Origin of the sequence: Segatella cerevisiae (assembly GCF_024054555.1) — a bacterium.
Classification (GTDB): domain Bacteria; phylum Bacteroidota; class Bacteroidia; order Bacteroidales; family Bacteroidaceae; genus Prevotella; species Prevotella cerevisiae.
The window spans coordinates 23,981-45,789 of sequence record NZ_JAMXLY010000025.1 but is presented as its reverse complement, the minus strand read 5'-3'; the positions used below and the strand labels follow the sequence as shown (position 1 = coordinate 45,789).

Annotated in this window: 12 protein-coding genes and 1 tRNA gene; 6 read left to right on the top strand and 7 right to left on the bottom strand. The window is 40.9% G+C overall.

The genetic code is table 11. The annotated features are described in order from the left end of the window. Positions 1-451: 451 nt before the first annotated feature. From NG821_RS07690 to NG821_RS07680, 3 genes are all read right to left on the bottom strand, one after another. Entirely contained in the window at positions 452-1,663 is a 1,212-nt protein-coding gene (locus NG821_RS07690; RefSeq protein ID WP_252761079.1) for an NADP-dependent isocitrate dehydrogenase, read from the bottom strand. 331 nt (positions 1,664-1,994) lie between these two features. Next, the gene (locus NG821_RS07685) at positions 1,995-3,122 is read right to left on the bottom strand and encodes a 5-methyltetrahydropteroyltriglutamate--homocysteine S-methyltransferase (RefSeq protein WP_252761078.1); all 1,128 of its coding nucleotides are present in this window, start codon (positions 3,120-3,122) and stop codon (positions 1,995-1,997) included. 136 nt (positions 3,123-3,258) lie between these two features. After that, a complete protein-coding gene (locus NG821_RS07680; protein WP_252761077.1) occupies positions 3,259-4,128 on the bottom strand; it encodes an OmpA family protein in 870 nt (289 codons plus the stop codon). Between the two features lie 219 nt (positions 4,129-4,347). Here NG821_RS07680 and NG821_RS07675 point away from each other — a divergent pair. Further along, positions 4,348-4,425 (top strand) — tRNA-Val (locus NG821_RS07675). 90 nt (positions 4,426-4,515) lie between these two features. On the opposite strand, the gene msrB is transcribed toward NG821_RS07675, so the two are convergent. Further along, positions 4,516-5,496 (bottom strand): peptide-methionine (R)-S-oxide reductase MsrB, encoded by a 981-nt coding sequence (msrB, locus tag NG821_RS07670; protein ID WP_252761076.1) that lies wholly within the window; start codon positions 5,494-5,496, stop codon positions 4,516-4,518. A gap of 472 nt (positions 5,497-5,968) precedes the next feature. Between msrB and purL the strand changes: the two genes are divergently transcribed. The 5 genes from purL (at position 5,969) to NG821_RS07645 (ending at position 15,987) form a co-directional block, all read left to right on the top strand. After that, positions 5,969-9,730 carry a phosphoribosylformylglycinamidine synthase gene (gene purL, locus NG821_RS07665; protein ID WP_252761075.1) on the top strand — a complete coding sequence of 1,254 codons (3,762 nt, stop codon included), beginning with the start codon at positions 5,969-5,971 and terminating at the stop codon, positions 9,728-9,730. Between the two features lie 57 nt (positions 9,731-9,787). Beyond that, a complete protein-coding gene (locus NG821_RS07660) occupies positions 9,788-10,354 on the top strand; it encodes a chromate transporter (protein WP_252761074.1) in 567 nt (188 codons plus the stop codon). Positions 10,355-10,412: 58 nt separating this feature from the next. Next, a complete protein-coding gene (locus NG821_RS07655; RefSeq protein ID WP_252761073.1) occupies positions 10,413-10,985 on the top strand; it encodes a chromate transporter in 573 nt (190 codons plus the stop codon). A gap of 416 nt (positions 10,986-11,401) precedes the next feature. Further along, the gene (locus tag NG821_RS07650) at positions 11,402-14,383 is read left to right on the top strand and encodes a SusC/RagA family TonB-linked outer membrane protein (RefSeq protein ID WP_394802068.1); all 2,982 of its coding nucleotides are present in this window, start codon (positions 11,402-11,404) and stop codon (positions 14,381-14,383) included. Between the two features lie 11 nt (positions 14,384-14,394). Further along, on the top strand, positions 14,395-15,987 hold the full coding sequence (locus NG821_RS07645; RefSeq protein WP_252761071.1) for a RagB/SusD family nutrient uptake outer membrane protein: 1,593 nt from the start codon (positions 14,395-14,397) through the stop codon (positions 15,985-15,987). A 1,162-nt stretch (positions 15,988-17,149) separates the two neighbouring features. Here NG821_RS07645 and NG821_RS12605 read toward each other — a convergent pair. The 3 genes from NG821_RS12605 to pulA form a co-directional block, all read right to left on the bottom strand. After that, positions 17,150-17,275 carry a hypothetical protein gene (locus NG821_RS12605; RefSeq protein WP_262921873.1) on the bottom strand — a complete coding sequence of 42 codons (126 nt, stop codon included), beginning with the start codon at positions 17,273-17,275 and terminating at the stop codon, positions 17,150-17,152. Positions 17,276-17,835: 560 nt separating this feature from the next. Then, entirely contained in the window at positions 17,836-19,710 is a 1,875-nt protein-coding gene (locus tag NG821_RS07640; RefSeq protein ID WP_252761070.1) for a glycoside hydrolase family 13 protein, read from the bottom strand. 134 nt (positions 19,711-19,844) lie between these two features. Beyond that, a complete protein-coding gene (gene pulA / locus NG821_RS07635; RefSeq protein ID WP_252761069.1) occupies positions 19,845-21,758 on the bottom strand; it encodes a type I pullulanase in 1,914 nt (637 codons plus the stop codon). Positions 21,759-21,809: the final 51 nt, after the last annotated feature.

Below are 21,809 nucleotides of genomic sequence, written 5' to 3'. Positions count from 1 at the left end.
GGATTTGATGACGGAATCATGTACAAAATTATCTACAAGGCTGATAAGATGAACCGGTTTGTAAACTTCTACGAAAAAATCGCAGTATAGCAGGTTGTTGATAATTCTTACTTCCGAAACTTGAGTAATTCATCAAATCTACTGTTTTTTTTAGAATTCTTCTTAAGAACTTCAAGAATCGCCTTCTTACTTTCTTTCATTCAATTATATTGTTGATTTGTACAATGCTTTTGTATAATAATGCAAAGATAGGGTGAATCGGCGGATGCCTCACCGTCTTACATATTACTATTCCGTTAAAATAGCGTTACAAGACCTTTGATTCTTTGATGCAGAGTCCCCTTCTCTGTAAAGAGCAATCTCCTAAAATTCACCATCCTCGGCCAACACAAATCCGAATGTCCCACCTAAGGTCTAGTTGGACATTCGGTGTCCGTCTGACCAAGGCAATTTACTTTAACCGGCTTTCCAAATGCTCCTTAATGGCAGCAATAAATGCCTGAGAATTCACCTGTCTGGCGTCTACGCCTTCCATAAGAGGGACGAGATCCTTTGTGGCTACTCCTGCATTCAATGTATCCAGGCATGCGCCTTCCAACTGATTGCCGAAGTTCTGAAGTCCTTCCAGATGGTCCAGTTCGCCCCGCTTACGCAACGCCCCGCTCCATGCAAATATTGTAGCGATCGGATTCGTCGAAGTTTCCTCCCCTTTCAGATAGCGGTAATAATGCCGGGTGACCGTCCCATGGGCAGCCTCATATTCATACTTTCCATCAGGGTTAATCAGCACAGAGGTCATCATCGCCAGTGAACCGAAAGCGGTGGAAAGCATATCACTCATCACATCGCCGTCATAATTCTTGCAAGCCCAAATGAAACCGCCCTTGCTCCGTATCACACGAGCGACGGCATCATCTATCAATGTATAGAAATAAGTAATCCCGAGTTTTTCGAAGTCGGACTTATATTCTTTTTCATAGACCTCATTGAAGATCTCGCGGAAGCGCGCATCATAGGTCTTGGAGATTGTATCCTTCGTGGCAAACCACAGATCCTGCTTACTTTCCACAGCAAACTTAAAGCAACTTTCTGCGAAGGAATGAATACTTTTATCGGTATTGTGCACCCCTTGGATGACACCGGGACCGGAAAATTCGTGGATGACTTGTTCTTCGCTTTGACCGTCCTTGCCTTTAAAGACCAGTTTTGCGGTACCTGGCTCATTGACCCTGATTTCCACATTCTTATAGATATCTCCATAGGCATGGCGGGCAATGGTGATCGGTTCTTCCCAACCTTTCACCAACGGATGGATGCTCGGGATAGTGATAGGTGCACGGAAGACAGTGCCATCCATGATACTTCGGATTGTAGCATTAGGACTCTTCCACATTTTATGCAGATGATACTCGGTCATACGCTGGGCATTTGGCGTAATCGTAGCGCATTTCACAGCGACGCCATATTTTAAAGCGGCATTGGAGGCATCAATGGTTACCTGATCGCCTGTCTTGTCACGATAAGGCAGTCCTAAATCATAATATTCTGACTTCAGGTCTACGAAAGGCAATATCAGTTCGTCTTTGATCCACTTCCATAAGATACGGGTCATCTCATCTCCGTCCATCTCCACAATAGGAGTACTCATCTTGATCTTATCCATACTATTCTTTATTGCGATTCATCCACGTTTAAAGGGATGAAATCCGTTAATTACTTTGTATCAATTTCCTACAAAAATAGCTCTTTAATATGGTTTCCCCAAGAAAAGAAGACGTTTTTTCACAAAAACAGATATAAAAGAAGTTGAAAAGAATAAAACTGCTTTTTCCGATCAATAAAATTGACATAAAAAATCCCCAGGAAGTATTCTCCCTGAGGATTTCACTCTATTCTGTCTGTTTCAGGCTCAGTCATGACACCGGTCATGGACATTTGCCTCTATGCAAGCATTGACTTTCATCCGAAAACTCCGGAAGTCGGAAAGGATATTCTTATCCCCAAACTTCCTTGGCGATCGACTGGACCAAATCCACTTTCTTCCATTGCTCATCCTCGGTCAGTTTATTGCCTTCCTCTGTGGAAGAGAAACCACATTGGGGACTCAGGCAAAGCCGGTCTTTAGGAATGTAATTGGATGCGTCATCAATACGACCCAAAATCTCTTCCCTATTTTCCAGTTTAGGACTCTTGGAAGTAATCAGTCCCAATACGACAAGTTTATCTTTCGGGACAAAGCGAAGCGGCTCAAAGCCACCTGCGCGGTCGCTGTCATATTCCAGATAGAAGGCATGGACCTTTTCATGAGAAAACAGGATATTGGCAATCGGTTCGTACCCGCCTGAAGCTGCCCAAGTAGAATGGTAGTTGCCACGGCAGACATGCGTGTTGATGACCAGGTCTTCAGGGAGATTTTCTATAGCCATATTATTGACTTCCAGATAGGTATCAGCCAGTTCTCTGACATCATAGTCATCACCTCCTTGATTGGTCCAGAAGCGCCTGTCTACCAGCATGCCCCAAGTACAATCGTCCAACTGTATATTTCTGCATCCCAGTTCATAGAAAGCCAGTATCGTCTTATGGTATGCAGTAGCCAAATCCGTCAGGAGAGCATGGTTATCGCCACCATAGATGCGCTTGATATCTTCTGTATTCTCCCCACGGGTCAATTCAGCATAGGTCTGTGCCGGTGCAGGGATGGTCTGACGTGGTACGACGTCTTCTCCGGCAATGTCCCGAAGGAATTTAAAATGTTCAAAGAAAGGATGCTGCGGGTTGAAGGAGACCTTATCGACCAGATGGGCGGAATCATTCCGGGTATTCTCCCCGTGGAAGTGATAACCTTCCTTCATTTCTTCCTTCTCTATTCCATTCAAGCCCCACATGAAATCCAGATGCCACCAACTGCGGCGAAACTCACCATCAGTCACACCTTTCATACCATGCTCCTTCTCTTTCTTCACTAAGTCGCGGATGCATTCATCCTCTACAGCTTTCAAACCAGAAGCATCAATTTTGCCTTCTGAAAAAGCTTTTCTCGCATTTTTCAACTTCTCCGGACGAAGAAAACTCCCTACTACGTCCGCTCTGAACGGCGCATTCTCAAAATCCTTTTTCATTTCATTTAATCCTGAATAATATTTCTTAATTATAAAAGTTTCTTTAAGGTTACTAGGACAACTGACACGTCTATCAAATAAAAATGTCTTCCAAGGAGAGGTCCACAGGAAGACATTTTTTATTAAAGTACAGACATTAATTTTCAGAAACAGTACCCTGGTCAGCAGGAGCCTTGTCTATCAAGTCCATAAACTGATCCAGTTTCGGAGTGATGATAATCTCGGTACGGCGATTACGCTGCTTACCCAGTTCTGTGTCGTTGCTGACAATCGGATTGTATTCGCCACGGCCACCGGCAGTGATACGCTTAGGTTCTACGCCGAAGTGATCTTGCAGATACTGGGCTACAGATGTAGCACGCAAAGCAGAGAGATCCCAGTTGTTGCGGATATTCTTCATCAGTGCACTCTTCGTGTTCACCGGTACGTCATCCGTATTACCTTCGATCAGGATATCATAGTTCTTGTAATCCATGATGATCTTGGCGATCTTGCCCAAGGTCTCTTCTGCACGGTCATTGACGAGATAAGAACCGCTCTGATAGAGCATATTATCGGCCAAGGAGATGTACACAACACCCTTGAGAACTTTGACATCAACTTCCTTCAATTCATCCTTGCTCAGTGAACGGGTCAAATTGTTCGTGAGAACCAGATTCAGAGAATCGCTCTTGCTCTTTACCTCTACAAGATGGCGGATATACTGGTTGGACTCGTTGATCTGATCAACCAATTTCGAGATATTGATATTCGTAGAATTGGCATTGGTCAAACTTTGGTTCAGGGAGTGCTGTAAAGCATCATAAGCCTTCTTCTGCTGATCGAGTTGATCTTCCAAAGAAGTCACACGCACATTGGCTGCAGACAGTTGCTCCTTGGTGTTCTGGTAATCAGAAGTGAGCTGCTTGTTTTCAGTCTGGCAATTTTCAAGAGCCTTTTTACTGGCACAACTTGAGACAAGAAGTGTAGCGACAATAAGGCTTAAAAACAATACGTTTTTCTTCATATTTATCCTTATATTTTTAGTTATTAATTATCTCAAAAATATTGTTTTGTTCGATTGTTTACGCAAAATCCCTTGTATGCAAAGTTATGAATAAGACGTCGAAAAGTCCTAAAAAGTTAAAGCGTTTATATATTTTTAACTTCGTGGAAAAGAAATTACTGAGTATTAACGATTACAATTAGAATAAAAGCGTTAACTTTGCAGCCGAAATTCGAATTCGGGGGCGTAGCCCAGTTGGTTTAGAGCGCTGCAGTCACATTGCAGAGGTCAACAGTTCGAGCCTGTTCGTCCCCACCATGAATTTCCTTTTTCTTTCTCATTCAGTTATTCTGAAAGATCACTTTTCCGCATTTCGTTCCCAGTCCATATCCCTTTCCTATAATAGGATTATCTCCGGATAGGTTCAAGCATCTTCATGTACATCCCATAACCGGCTTTTTCCATTTCCTTTTCAGGGATGAATTTCAGAGAAGCGCTGTTGATGCAATAGCGTAGAGATCCGCTGCAAGCCGGACCGTCATTGAACACATGTCCCAGATGAGAATGGCTATGCGCACTGCATACTTCTTTCCTGACCAAACCGTGGGAAGTATCTGTCTGCTCCGTCAAGAGATGATTGTCAATGGGTTTGGAAAAGGCCGGCCAGCCGCAACCCGAATCAAATTGATCAGTGGAGAGGAAGAGTGGCTCCCCTGTAATGATATCTACATAGATTCCCGGTTCGAAATTGTCATAGTAAGCATTCGAAAAAGGTAATTCCGTCGCCGCATGCTGCGTCACTTCATATTGTTCCCTTGTCAGCATTTTCCTCAGTTGGGCATCATCGGGCACTTGGGCGTATTTCACTTCAGTACCATTCTGGTTGGCGAGCCTTGCCAACTGGAAGATGCTTTGAGGCAAATGGCAATATCCTCCGGGATTCTTATCCAGATAGTCTTGATGATAATCCTCTGCTTTAAAGAAATTATGTAGTTCAGAGACCTGAATGGCGACTTGTCCTTTTATCTCTTTCTGCAATTTCCATAGTTCAGCCTTGATGACTGGTAAATCAGCCGGGTCTGTATAATAGATTCCTGTCCGGTATTGAGTTCCGCTGTCATTTCCTTGCTTGTTCACGGCTGTAGGATCAACAGCCCTGAGATACAGTTGCAGTAGCAACGTCAAAGGTAAGATCTGTGGATCGTAAGTCAGATGGACAGTTTCTGCGAAACCTGTCTTATCCGTGCACACATCTTCATAGGTAGGTGCTTTCCCATGACCGTTGGCATATCCAACTTCTGTATGGGTAACACCCCTAATTTGCTTCAGAAAATGTTCAGTACCCCAGAAACATCCTCCTGCCAAATATAATTCTGCTTGGATATTCATAGCATTTTCCCTCCTTAATTTTAATGAGCAATCTACAAACAAGAAATGGATGCCCTGCTTCTCTTGCAAAGCCAATAAAAAGATTCCTTCTGCTTGTATTGGCAAATATACGATATATTTCGGAACTATGCAAATTATCACCTCTAACTTCATGCGTGTTTAAAGGATTCTTTTCCTAAGGCTTCCTTGATGTCCCAAAGGGTCCTTCTTATAAGGATCTGACTTCTTTGGAAAGACTGATCAAAGTCGGGAAGGGAGAGGGCAAGATGATGAAAGCGATGAGGGGATATTCACAAAACTTGAGGAAACGATTTCACCTTATTATAGTTGGCATTGAACTCCGTGCTACGGATAACGAAGAATTGACTTATTATTTGTCATTCTCTAACAAAAAACGTTTCCATATAGTTGTATCTCATATAAAAACATTATCTTTGCAGGCAAAAGTAACACGCGTCTAATATATAGAAATATGATTCTTTTTTTCAGAACTCCATCAAAAAGTGTGATCGCAACCGAAATCGACCATCAGCCGAATGAGGAAGAAATCAAAGAACTGAGTTGGCTGTATGACGATGCCAAACCTGAGGACTCACAGGAACTTAAAGGTTTCTTTGTAGGGCCACGCCGAGAAATGGTTACTCCTTGGAGTACGAATGCCGTAGAGATTACTCAGAACATGAATCTCCACGGCATTTCTCGTATAGAGGAATTCTTTCCTGTCAGCAACAAGGATGCGCAGTACGATAAGATGCTGCAGCGGATGTATGAGGGCATCAACCAGGACGTGTTCACCATTGACCGCCAGCCTGAGCCTATCCGCTACATTGAAGACATCGAGAAATACAATGAAGAAGAAGGTTTGGCCTTGTCTCCTGAAGAAATAGAATACCTCAAGAAAATAGCAAAAGAAAACAACCGCCTTCTAACTGATTCCGAAATTTTCGGTTTCGCACAGATCAATTCTGAACATTGTCGTCACAAGATCTTCAGTGGTGAGTTCATCATTGACGGAAAGGAAATGGAAAGCTCTCTTTTCGCAATGATCAAAAAGACAACAAAAGAGAATCCCGGCAGAATACTTTCCGCCTATTCAGACAACGTGGCTTTCGCCCAAGGTCCTGTCATTGAGCAATTCGCTCCTGCTGACCAGACGACCTCAGACTTTTTCAAAGTTGAGGATATGGAAAGTGTCATCTCATTAAAAGCAGAGACACACAACTTCCCCACTACTGTAGAGCCTTTCAACGGGGCTGCAACAGGAACGGGCGGTGAGATAAGAGACCGTATGGGTGGAGGTATCGGCTCTTGGCCGATCGCCGGTACTGCTGTCTATATGACTGCCTATCCGCGACTGAAAGATGATAACGGCAAACCTGATCCTGAACGTGACTGGGAAAATATCCTGCCTGTCAGAAAATGGCTCTATCAGTCACCTGAGGAAATCCTTATCAAGGCCTCCAATGGTGCCAGTGATTTCGGCAACAAATTCGGTCAACCTCTGATCACGGGTTCTTTGCTGACCTTTGAGCACACAGAGAACAATGAGAAATATGCTTACGACAAAGTTGTGATGCTCGCAGGAGGTGTCGGCTATGGCAAGAAGCGCGACTGCCTGAAGAAGAAACCTGAAGAAGGTAACGAGATCGTAGTTGTCGGAGGTGACAACTACCGCATCGGTCTGGGTGGCGGCTCTGTGAGTTCTGTAGACACCGGACGATATAGCAATGGCATTGAGTTGAACGCTGTGCAACGCGCCAACCCTGAGATGCAGAAACGTGCCTATAACCTCATCCGTGCTCTTGTTGAGGATGAATCCAATCCGCTGATCAGTGTTCATGACCATGGCTCAGCAGGTCACTTGAACTGTCTCTCTGAACTGGTTGAGGATTGTGGTGGAAAAATCGACATGACTAAATTGCCCATCGGTGACAAGTCACTCAGTGCTAAAGAAATCATCTGCAACGAGAGTCAGGAACGGATGGGACTTCTGATCAATCAGAAATATCTTGACCATGTCCGGAAAATTGCTGACCGCGAGCGTGCCCCGATGTATGTGGTAGGGCAAACGACCGGTGATGCACATTTCAGTTTTGTACAAGGTGACGGGAAGAAACCTTTCGACCTGGATGTATCGCAGATGTTCGGACATTCTCCCAAGACAGTAATGGTCGACAAGACTGTCGAGCGGCATTACGAGAATGTTTCTTACCAACAGGATCTCTTGGATCAATATCTCAACCGTGTCTTACAATTGGAAGCTGTAGCCTGCAAAGACTGGTTGACAAATAAGGTCGACCGGTCTGTCACGGGGAAAGTGGCTCGTCAGCAAGGCCAGGGTGCTATCCAACTGCCCCTGAGCGATTGTGGGGTTGTCGCTCTGGACTATCGTGGGACACAAGGTATCGCAACTGCCCTCGGACATGCTCCACAAGCAGGTCTGGCTGATCCGGAAGCCGGCAGTGTCTTGTCGGTTGCTGAATCTCTGACGAATCTCGTATGGGCACCATTAGGAGAGAAAGAGACAGGACATGCAGGAACAGATGCTGACAGACCACTAAATTATGTTTCTTTGTCTGCCAATTGGATGTGGCCTTGCCGCAGTCAAGATGGAGAAAACACCCGATTGTTTACAGCAGTGAAGGCTTTGTCGGATTTCTGTTGTGCCCTTCATGTGAATGTGCCTACAGGAAAAGACTCCTTGTCTCTCAGTCAGGACTATCCTAATGGAGAAAAGATCATTTCTCCGGGAACAGTCATCGTCACTGCCGGCGGACAGGTAAGTGATGTCAAGAAAACGGTCAGTCCGGTCCTCGTCAACGACAAGAACTCCTCTCTCTACCATATCGATTTCAGTTTCGACGAACAGCGTCTGGGAGGAAGTGCATTCGCCCAAAGCCTCAACAAGATAGGAGACGATGTACCGTCCGTCAAAAACCCGGACTATTTCGTAGACTGCTTCAATGTCATACAGGAACTTGTCCATCGGGGTTGGATCATGTCGGGTCACGATATCTCCGCAGGTGGCCTGATCACCACACTGTTGGAAATGACCTTCGCTAATCCCAACGGAGGTATGCACATCAATTTGTATGATTTTGCAGGTAGTGACATTGTCAAGAATCTATTCGCAGAAAACCCGGGCGTGATTATCCAAGTCAGCGATGAACACAAACACGAGTTGAAAGAATTCCTGGATGAAGAGGGCATCGGTTTTGCGAAAATAGGTTATCCTACACCCAATATAAGAAAAATCGTGGTCGTCAAGAATGAATTCAAACACGAATTTGACATTGACGCACTTCGGACTGTCTGGTACAAGACTTCTTATCTGCTGGACCGCGACCAGAGTATGAACGGAATGGCCAGGAAGCGGTATACCAATTATAAGAAGCAACCCCTGGAATTCAAATTCAATCCTCATTTTACGGGTAAGTTTGCTCAATATGACTTGAATCCTGACCGTCGCGAACCTTCAGGCGTCAAGGCTGCCATTATCCGGGAAAAGGGAACGAATGGAGATCGTGAGATGGCTTACGCTTTATACTTGGCCGGATTTGACGTAAAGGATGTCATGATGACAGACCTCATCAGCGGCAGGGAAACGCTGGAAGAAGTCAATTTCATCGTGTTCTGTGGAGGATTCTCCAACTCTGACGTACTGGGGTCCGCAAAGGGATGGGCCGGTGCATTCCTCTATAATCCGAAAGCGAAAGAAGCTCTTGACAAATTCTATGCGAGAGAGGATACCTTGAGCCTGGGTATCTGCAACGGTTGCCAGTTGATGATAGAACTCAATCTCATCAATCCTGAACATCAGCACCGTGCTCATCTTCGCCCGAACCGATCTCAGAAATTCGAAAGTGCTTTCATCGGTCTGAGCATCCCGTCAAATGACAGTGTCATGCTCGGCAGTCTGTCGGGAAGCAAACTTGGAATATGGGTAGCTCACGGAGAGGGTCGTTTCTATCTGCCTGAACCTGAGGACCACTATCATGTCATCGCCAAATACAATTATGCGGAATACCCGGGCAATCCCAATGGCAGTGACTACAATGTCGCAGGACTCTCATCTGCTGACGGCAGACATATCGCAATGATGCCACATCCGGAACGTTCGATCTTCCCTTGGCAGAATGCTTACTATCCGGCAGAACACACCCATGATGAAATCACGCCTTGGGTTGAGGCTTTCGTCAATGCCCAGAATTGGATTGAACAAAAAACGAAATAAGTACAACTCTTATAACGAGGGGGATGCAATATTCCCCCTCTGCTTTCTAAATTGATCATGCCTATTTCTGAAACTAAAATAGAGTACAGTGCCCTCTTCAAAGCTTTCTTTAAGATCGGACTGATGACGTGGGGTAAAAGCAATGCTTTGGTCACTGCGCTGAAGAACTATACCGTTGACAAGAACAAATGGATTGATCAACGGCAATTCGACAATATGATATCCATCGCAGAAAGTTGCCCGGGCATAAGAGCCATTAATATAAGTGTCATTACAGGTTATACACTCCGAAAGACTCTAGGAGGCATCCTTGCAGCCTTAGGCCTTATTATCCCCTCTGCAATACTCATTTCAATTATAGCCATGATCTTTCTGTCTGTCAGGCATACCCATATCTTCGCAGCCATGTTCAGAGGAATCCGCCCCGCTGTTGCAGCCCTCCTCGCACTCCCCACTTTCAATTTAGCGAAGCGGTCACATCTGACGTGGGCCAATTGCTGGATACCCGTCAGTGGGATGCTATTCATTTGGCTCCTGGGCCTCAACCCCATTCTGATCATTATCGCAGCTTGTGTCGGCGGTTTTGTATATGGGAAATTCGTGCAACCTACAGAAGAGAAATGATATTCCTTTTAAGAAACGAAATACCAACTCCCCAATAATTCAGGACAGATCGTACAAGATGATTTTTCTATACCTCTTCATAGCATTTTTTGAGATCGGACTCTTTGGGTTCGGTGGAGGAACAACTATGCTCTCCTTGATCCAAGGACAGACCGTCGGTCATTTCGGTTGGTTGACGATGGGGGAATTTACGGATCTTCTTGCGCTCTCACGAATAACTCCGGGACCTATCGAACTGAATTCTGCGACTTACTGCGGGTACACCGTTATCCATAATGCCGGCTTTGACAATATGGCATCAATATTAGGAGCATTCATCGCACTTCTGGCGATGATCCTGCCATCCCTCATTATTATCATTTTCGCAGGAAAGATATTGATGAAGTATCTTCATACCTCTATAGGGAAAAGCATATTAATGGTACTCAGACCGACAACAGTAGGTCTATTGGCAGCAGCTACGCTCCTACTATTTACAAGTGATAATTTTTCCACACCAGATCAACCGTGGCAGTTTGGAATCAGCATTTTCCTATTTTTAGCGACGCTCATAGGAACCGGGAAGTTCAAGATCAGTCCGGTCAAGATGATCGGTTATTCAGCTATTGCCGGTCTCTTACTTCTTTATTGAAGTAACGTGATCCCAAGAGCAATTAGTGTTTCTATCGTTCTTTGAACACTAATGTACAATTTTGTCTCAATAACAAATCGTGTAGGTAAGTTATAGAATTATTTTTGCCAACTGAAAAAGTTTACCGAACAGTAATTTATTTAGTGGACACAAGTGAACGAATGTAAACGTTTGCATGGAGTTAATGATATTTTTAACTTAAAACAACAACAAAGTAACATTAAAGATTTTAATTTTGCATTAGTAAAATTTAAAACTTTGATAAATGGACCAAACCTATTAATACTGTTGAAATAATCTAAAACCTAAACCTTACAATTAACAAGACACTTAATATTCCTAATAGTGAGTTTCCGACAGTTAAATCAGAAATCATGGAACAGGAAACATGAAACAACCTTAATTTTAAAAAAATGATGAATCAGGTTAAATTTACAATGTCTCTTAGGATATTTGCATTATTATGCGGATTTATCCTCTCTGCTAATGGCTTTGCACAGCAGATCATAGTTAAAGGACATATCAAAGACGTTTCAGGTGAACCTATTATCGGTGCGACCATACGTTTTGCTAATGGCAATAGCGGAACTGTATCCGATTTGAATGGCGATTTTACCTTGAAAGCAAACACAAGTGAAAATTTAACGATAACCTATGTAGGCTATCAAAAAGCTACTGTCAAAGCAATCCCAAGGCTGACGGTTATTTTAAAAGAGGATAACAAGATGCTAAATGATATTGTTGTTATCGGTTACGGAACCGTTAAGAAAAGTGATGCAACCGGCTCTGTCGTATCCGTTGAGGCAGACCAATTGAACAAGGGCCTTGCCACTTCTCCTGCGGACTTGTTACAAGGTAAAGCCACTGGAGTGCAAATCATTAGTAATGGAGGTGGGCCTGGAGCTGGATCTTCTATCCGTATTCGTGGCGGCTCTTCTCTTTCGGCATCAAATGATCCTCTTATTGTCATTGATGGACTACCAATAAGCAGTACAAGCATTTCCGGACAGAGCGACATTCTTTCAAGCATTAATCCGAACGATATCGAAAGTTTCTCTATACTAAAAGACGCTTCAGCCACTGCTATATATGGTTCACGCGCTTCAAATGGTGTTATCGTCATAACAACCAAAAGAGGAACAAGTGGGAAGCCTCAAGTTACAGTTGACCTGACAAGTTCTTTTCAAAAAATTGCTAAAAAGGTAGATGTAATGAATGCTAACGAATTTAAAGAATTTTTCATGGACAATTATGGCTCAAATGAAAATGCAGTTGCAAGTTTGGGAAACTCCAGAACAAATTGGCAAAATGAGATTTATCGTACAGCCTGGACTGAAGAAATTAATGCGGGAATCTCAGGAGGATATATGACAAAAAATAAGGCATTCTCTTTGCCCTACCGGATTTCTACCGGATTTCTCAATGACGATGGTATTGTCAAGACAACAAATATGAAACGTGGAACATTGTCATTTAATCTAACCCCCACACTATTGGATAATCGGCTCACTATTAATTTGAACGGAAACGGTGTTTATTCGAAAAACACTTTTGCTGACGATGGAGTCATCAATGCAGCAGTACAATATGATCCTATGAAACCAGTTTACGACACATCTGGAATTCTCGGTTACACAGCATGGCAAACCAGTTCGAGGGTTTCTAATACAATGTCAACCTTAAATCCTGTAGCTATGCTCAATGCCGAAGACAAGACATCAAACATTAGGCGTTTCATCGGAAATACTCAATTCGATTATAAATTTTTCTATATACCTGGTCTTCGTGCAAACCTGAATCTGGGCATTGACGTCTCCACATCAGATGGCTGGAACCATTGGCTAAAAGGAAGTGAAGTCTCTTTCCACGATAAAGTCCAGAATGGTGCAGGTTTGTGGGAGAAATATACCCAATTCCGGAGAGACCAGACCTTAGAATTTTATCTTGATTATGCAAAAGACCTAAAATCTATAGCCAGTCATTTTGACATATTAGGAGGTTACTCTTGGCAACATTTCTATAACAAAACGACAGATATCAAGAAATCTGCTGACGGAACCAGTGATTATGCATCGACTCCACTTACAAAAACAGAAAGCTACCTGATTTCCTTTTATGGACGTTTGAATTATTCTCTTATGGATCGCTATTTGTTCACATTCACATTACGCGATGATGGTACTTCACGATTTCAAAATAACAAATGGGGACTTTTCCCCTCTTTAGCTCTTGCATGGAGAATGTCAGAAGAACCTTTTATGAAACAAATCAACTGGCTTTCTAATTTAAAGCTACGCTTAGGATATGGTATCACAGGGCAGCAAAATATTGGTCAAGGAGATTATCCTTCTATTCCAACTTATCACATGAATCAAGGTGGTTCCTATTACCAGTTTGGTGATCAAGTTATTATTCCAATCACACCAAAAGCTTACGATGCTGATATCAAATGGGAATCAACGACTACGTATAACCTCGGCCTAGACTTTGGATTTCTCAATAATCGTATTAACGGTAGTATTGATGCTTATCAACGTAAGACTAAAGATCTCCTAAACTATGTTCCCATCCCCGCTGGTACAAATTTGTCCAACTATTTACTTATGAATATCGGAAACTTAAAAAATACAGGATTGGAATTAACCTTAAATTTCGTTCCTATTGAGAATAGGAACTGGCATTGGGACATCGGTTTTAATGTTTCCTATAACAAGAATAAAATCACCAAATTAACAGCTGATGATAATCCTGATTATGTAGGTGTTCTTACTGGCGGTATTAGCGGTGGTGTAGGTAATAATGTACAAATCTATCAAGTAGGTCAAGCAGCAGGCTCATTCTATGTTTATCAGCAAGCCTACGACTCCAATCATCATCCAATAGAAGGTACTTATGTAGATAGAAACGGAGATGGTCAGATTAATGAAAAAGATAAATATGTATATAAACATCCAAATGCAGATGTTTTTATGGGCTTCAATACTGAAGTCAGATATAATCAATGGACATTATCCGCGTCTCTTAGAGCAAGTTTAGGGAATTATGTTTATGACAATGTTGCCTCTAATAATGAAATGAAAGCAGATATGTGGACAAATAATTTCATTGCCAATCGATTAAAATCTGCTGTAAATAGTAATTTTTCACAGGCACAATATTTATCAGATTACTATGTACGAAATGCCTCTTTCCTAAAGTTGGACAAAATCACATTAGGCTATAATGCAACTAAATGGTTACAATTACACTTGACGGTTCAGAACGTATTTACTATAACTAAATATGACGGAGTGGATCCAGAATTACCTATTACTACTGATAATAAGCAAGGAGGAATAGACAATAATATGTATCCTCGTCCACGAACAGTATTATTTGGAGCAAGTTTTAAATTCTAAAGACAGCAATTATGAATAACAAAAATAAATTATATAGGATTTGTGCATTAACCTGCATAACAATAATCACTTTTTCAGCCTGCACAGGTGATCTAAATGTGACTCCAATTGATCCTAGTACCAATACACCTTCCAACACTCTTACTAGTACTGAAAAATACGACCAATTATTAGCAAAATGCTATAGTGCTTTTTCAGTAAGTTCACCGGATGGTAGTTCTGGAAGTCCGGATATTGATGGTATTGACGGTGGATTCGGACAATATTTACGGGCCTACTTTAATTGTCAGGAACTACCCACAGATGAATGTATAATGGGATGGAACGACCAAACTATAAAGGATCTACACGGTTTACAGTGGACATCCTCAGATGTTTTTGTATCAGCTATGTACTATAGAATTATGTACGAAGTGTCCTTATGCGATGAAGTGATCCGTCAGATCAACAATTCCAGCATTAAAGACCCCAAGATGGAACAATACAAAGCAGAAGCCCGTTGTATACGTGCCTTAGCATATTTACAAGCAATTGATCTATATGGAAATGTTCCTTTCACCGATGAGACATCATCTGTAGGAGGTACCAAGCCATCACAAATCAAGCGTTCAGACTTATTCTCATGGTTGGAAAACGAACTCAAATCGCTGGCAGAAGATGATAACCTACCAGCTAATCCGGAGAAATATAGAGCAGGGAAGGGAATGGCTTACATGATGCTTGCAAAACTCTACCTTAACGCAAAAGTATACACAGGAATCGTAAAATATACAGAGTGTGCAGAAACGTGTAAAAAAATTTTAGAATTAGGTTATCAACTTGAATCACAAAGTAATTACTTTAATATGTTCGGAGCCGATAATGACCAATTTCAAGGTATCGGCCATGAAATCATATTCAGTATTTACCAAGATCATATCAATACACAAGCCTATGGTGGAACGACTTACATTATTAACAGTGAGACTGGTGGTTCTATGGATTATTTGAATCTTATAGGTCTTGGAGGTGCTGGATGGGGAGGTCTAAGAGTAACACCTGAATTTGTTGATTTATTCCAATCATCTGATATTCGTGGCAAGCGTTTCTATACAAACGGACAAAATAAGGATATTAAAGATATAGGAACCTTCACAGATGGTTATGCATATTATAAATTTACAAATAAAAAGGCAAACGGAAGTAATGTAACTAATATCAATTCTTTTACTGACACTGATTTCCCTATTTATCGCTTAGCCGATGTTTATCTGATGCTTGCTGAGTGTCAAGTAGTAGGAGGGGTTAATGTCAATATTGATGGTCATAATGGCATCTATTACTTTAATGAAATCAGAAAGCGTGCAGGTGCCCAAATAATCGCATCACCAACAGCAAATGACATCATTCAAGAGCGTGGTCGTGAATTAGCATGGGAAGGACACCGTCGCACAGATCTTGTCAGATTCGGACAACTTACTTCCAATAATTATTTGTGGAGTTATAAAGGTATGAATAGCAATACCGGGGATCCTCATGCCGTAGACAATAAATTTAATCTATATCCGCTCCCAGCTAGTGAAATTACAGCCAACACAAATCTGACACAAAATTCGGGATATTAACTAAAATAATGTGGGTGTATAAAAAATAATGGTAGTAAGACTTAACTGTGTCAAAAGCCCCAACTTCCACAAAAAAAGTAGCCTGATCTATAGCCTAACAGAGTGCTTCCATTGTAATAGCAACCTGCAGAGTTTCTTCAAAAACCTGTCCAGGAAATAGGAATACATTATTAAAAGCACGTAGTATACTCCCGAAACTGTGCTGCTATAAGAGAATTCACTTATCTACTTCTTGTTGGCTACTGTAGAGAACAATCCACGGATGAGGTACCCTCCATTTGAGAAATGTTGCGTAAGTAACAGGAGAAAAAATCAGTCCTGGCCCAGCATCCTTTTCCTGAAGAGGATAAAGAACATCATCCACAACTTATAGCAGCCTATCCCAAGATTCTGCCGGCAGGTTTTCATAGCATTCTTTATAATATTTGCTATCCACTAAATTCTAAAAAAGCCAAAATCAGCAGAGGGAAACCCGTAACTGGGCTTTTCCTCTGTTTTTTTATAAAAGTTAACTCCCCCGCAATTCAATAAGGCTCTAACTCTGCGGAGCTTTTTCCCATTCTTCCATGATCACAGATTCATCACTATCAGTATTGCCATAAATGAGGTAAAGTCAATGTAATACATCTATGTAAGGATGAGCATAATAACGATTTATGAGAAAGTCACTGTCTGACCTTTCTGCTTATGATGTTACAAAGTAAATGTGCCGCAAACATCACCCATATCTCTATCTGTATTGTGGTGACACTATCCTCATAGAAAAAGTGTAATAGGAAGTTCTGTTTGAACCGCTTGTAAAGCGCCTCTATATCCCATCTCTACCTATATACCTCATCAATATCAGCACCTCATGTTCAAAATTGTTAGTTAGCAATACGACAGGATTTTGCCTTTTTATTACTCCATCGCCAAACCCTAGCTTAGCCTAGATCTCTTTCTCAAAGACAATGTGCTTGTCGGTATGTGCTATTTTGCCTTTAGGGCTGATATAGGTAAAAACAATTAACTCAGTGTCCCTGAAGCCCTTTGCCATTTAAACCACATAACACAAACTCCTTTCCGTCAGTCCTCTGTACTGGGCATAATAAATGTAAGATCGGGCCATGATCAAAGTCGCATTGGGGGAAGAAGCACTCCATTGAGCAGATAATGGTCGTACTCAGCAACGGACATGAGCTGGACGGACCATAAGGGTCCCCCGATAAGATACTTTACTGTTATGCTTCCTGTTGCTCTTGGGAAGGCGATCAACACCTTTGAGGATATTGTCGAACAATGTGAACATCGTTGAGCCCATTATACATAGCAGCATCTCCAGTTCCTTTCCTTCGTGATTTATCCGTCTATCTGCTAAAATGTCCAAAAATGCTCCAGAAGATGACATGAAACACGGCAAAGAGCTTCTGGGAGCAGTGCCTATAGGTTTCGTCAAACATACTTGCAGTGGAATGAATACCTAATGTCCAAATGATTCGATTTTCTAACTTCCACTTTCATGCTAAATTCTCACAGAAAATTAAGGTGTTCCTATACGCCAATAAGTATAATGATAATAAGATGTGTAGATGTGTCCAACCGTCAGCTTCTCACATAGGACTTGCCACTGGTTGTCCAGTGGCAAATTTCCTGGATTTCTGACTTATTCTACAATTTTATCAGTTTACTATACACATACAGTCCTGTAAAAACAAAAGTAACAGCAATGGCAGAATTTCATACGATGAGTTCAAACTAAATTTTCAACTAACAAAAAGGTTACTAGACAGCATTATTTATAAATATCTAACCATAGCAGGATAAGTCAAATCTTTTAGAACGAAATCAAATCAACAAATATCTCAAGACTTATAGCTCTATGATCAAAGTTTGACGTGGCTTCAATTCTAAATTTCTATCTAGTTTTACAGTTCCTCCTGTTATTACATCAGTTCCAGAAATGTGGTCACCAATTATCTCTGCATAACGTTTCACATCCATTGTAGTGGGTTTAGAAGTCCCATTCAAAATTGTCATTAAAGCCTTACCTTTATATTGTCGAGCAATAACATATACTCCTCCATACGGACAAAATTGTATTTGTCTACCTTGCGTGATCAAAGCATTATTTTGCCGCCAATGTAAAAGTTTACTCAACCAATCAAATATATTGTTTTGAATTTTTGAACGTCCTTGGTAAGTAAAACAATTATACTTATCACCAGGAAAACCACCAGGAAAATCTTTACGAACATTACCATCAGTGACTTCTTTTGTGCCATTCATAAGAACTTCTGTACCATAATAAAGTTGAGGGATTCGGTTAATTGTTAAAAGTAATGCCAATGCTTGTTTCAAACTCGATGTATCATTTCCATTTTCTAAAAACCGATTTGTATCATGATTTTCTATAAAAGCCATTACAGAAGAAGGATTAGCATAAAGATAATCATAGCACAGACTATTATATACACGATTTAAGCCTTTTTCGCCATTATCAGTTTCCTCAGTTTTAGCCTTATTAATTTTATCATAAAGACTAAAATCCATAACAGTTGGAAGATAACTGTTCAGTTTGGAGATTTTAGAATCTTTCTGCCATGCAGCAGTATAAGCAGGTTCAGTAACCCAAGTTTCACCAACCACGTTAAAATGCGGATATTCTTGAATAAGTGTTTTCATCCAACCCGCCATTGCTTTTCGGTCAGCATAAGGGTAAGTATCCATACGAATACCATCTATGCCAACAGTTTCTATCCACCACTCACTATTCTGAATAAGATATTTCATGACATGGGGATTACGCTGGTTTAAATCAGGCATAGTAGGGACAAACCATCCGTTTACGGTCTCTCTCTTATCTATCTGAGAAGCATAGGGATCGAGCACAGGGGCCAATTTATAAGAGGTCTGTCGATATTTACTCTTTGCATCCTCACCGATAAGCCATTCAGGAGAATTAAACCAATCTTTAGAAGGCATATCTTTCACCCATGGATGCTCAAAACCACAATGATTGAATATCATATCCATTATGACTTTCAATCCCTTTGCATGAGCAGTTCGAACAAATTGCTGATATTCTTCATTTGTACCAAACCTCGGGTCTATATGATAATAATCTGTTGTTGCATAGCCATGATAGGTACTGGTCCCGTCATGATCAGGAGAATTATTCTCCAAAACAGGAGTGAGCCAAAGAGCTGTAATCCCCAACTGCTTAAAATAATCGAAATGGTTCATGATTCCTTCCAGATCACCACCATGTCGAAGGCTTGGTACAGAACGATCTTCCCGATAAGAATTCAACCCTTTAATATGATTTTTATGATGAGGCCCCTGAGCAAAGCGATCAGGCATGAGCATATATAAAACATCAGCATTGGTAAAGCCTAAACGACAATTACCCGGCATTACACGATCTTTTAATTCATAACTCACATCCTTTTTAACCTTACCTTGTGTAAAACTCAAGATCATACGACCAGCTTTAGCTCCCTTTATATTTAAATATACAAATAAATAATCTGGTGAATCTAAACGTACCACAGAATCAACTTCCACACCTGGATAGTTCATAGAAAAAGTTGAATTTCTAATGTCTTTACCATAAACCATTAACTGTAAAGAGGGATTCTTCATCCCTACAAACCAATTTGTGGGTTCAATACGATCTATCTTCATAGCTTTTATTTGTCCTATGACCAATAAACACCAAAACAAAAATAATAATTTTTTTTTCATTTTTCGAATCTTTTTTTAGGAGTTTCCATGATTATATAATATCAAGAATCATCTGAGATCCGATTAATATTATTCATCATTCCAAATACCATTATCTAATTTCTTATATTTGTCATTCCATCCAATTTTAAATTTTAGTCATGAAAAATTAGAGCAGACTGGGGATATACAAATATCTGACTTGAGTTGATCGTTCGAAGTCCTTCCTCATTAATTTGTCCTTTTTCGCAAACGATCGTATACCTTCCCGGAGGAATAATGATTGACCGTGTATCCTTACTACCGTTCAAGACGACGAATATATTTTTCCATGGGTCTTTTCCTGCATGATTTCTCAATACAAATGCGACCAATGCACTTTGAGAAGGCAAAAAGGCTAAATGCTTCCTTACAAGCTCTGCCTTACCCAGCCGAAAAGCAGGATGATCTTTGCGCAATTTTATTAAATTGCTATAATATCCGTAGACTTGAGGATAACGTTTCAAATTAGTCCAATCCAAATGATTTATGCTGTCCGGAGAATCAAAACTGTTTTGGACTCCTTTTTTACTCCTCAGCATTTCTTCACCAGAAAACAAAAAAGGAATTCCTTGAGAAGTAAATACAGCAGTTTGTGCAAGCTCATCGAGACGGATCAATTCATCAATGCTTATATTTGGAATTTCTTTTTTCAGTCGATCAACTAAACATAAATCGTCATGGCAACTCACATAAGTAATTTGCTGAGTTGGTTGAATAGTCCAAGCCTTCTTATCATAATTTACCCTAATCATATCTACTTGGGGATGAGAAATAGCCCCTACTATGCCAAACTTCAAACTTTCTTCTTCTCCTGGAATACCAGCCAAGAAAGCACCTTTATGCACGTCTGAAACGGGACCAAGAAGAGCATCGCGCATATCATCAGAAAAAGCGGCAACGCCAGGCATCTTCATAAGATTACCTTTTAATGCCAACTGATTTTCAGGATAAGCACAATGACCAGCACTCCACCCTTCACCGTAAATAAATATTGAAGGATCTATTTTATCCACTTCCGATCGAATATCATTTATTGTCTGAATATCATGAACTCCCATTAAGTCAAAACGAAAGCCATCGATATGATATTCTCTTATCCAATATTTTATGCTTTCAATCATAAACTTTCTCATCATTGGCTTCTCAGAAGCAGTCTCATTACCACAACCAGAGCCATTAGAATATTTCCCCTCTCTTGTCTTCCGATAGAAATAATCAGGATATGTTAATTGAAAATTACTGCCTTTTATCTGATAAGTGTGATTGAAGACTACATCTAAAATGACCCTAATACCTGCTCGATGTAAAGCCTGTACCATTTCTTTAAATTCCCGAATACGTACAGAAGGATCATACGGATTCGTAGAATACGATCCTTCTGGAACATTATAGTTCAGAGGATCATATCCCCAATTATACTGAGGAGAATCAAGTTTCATTTCGTCTATAGAAGCGAAATCAAAAGAAGGCAGAATGTGTATTGCATTCACACCTAGAGAATGCAAGTAATTAATAGCCTTCCGGTCCGTCAAAGCTAGAAATTTTCCTTTATTGGCAAAGCCGGAAGAAGAATCAATGGAGAAATCACGAAAATGCAATTCATAAATGACCAGATCAGCAGGAGTATGGAGATCAGGTTTTTTGTCTCTATTCCAATGAATCGGATCTGTTGATTTCATATTGATTATAGCCCCACGCTTACCATTTATTCCTACAGCTTGAGCAAAAATCCCAGGTGTCTCTCCAAAACCCGCATCGAAAGTGTAAAATAATCCTTTCAAATCTCCATTTATTGATCCAGTCCATCTACAATTTTTTGTTCTCTTTAAATGCAAGATTCTCTTAGGTTCTCCACCTATTCCAGTATTGTAAATTCTAACCAACACGCCCTTTACCTCATTAGGAGCGAAAAGGCTAAAGGAAGTTTTATGAGAAGTATAAACTATTTCTCTAATAGATTGTGCATGTAAACCATAAGAGAAACAGCATGCAAGCACAAACACAAATATAGAATGATTAAGCTTCATATTTATGCATTATTAAATACACACGTTCAAAACGTTAAGTAATCACTGATA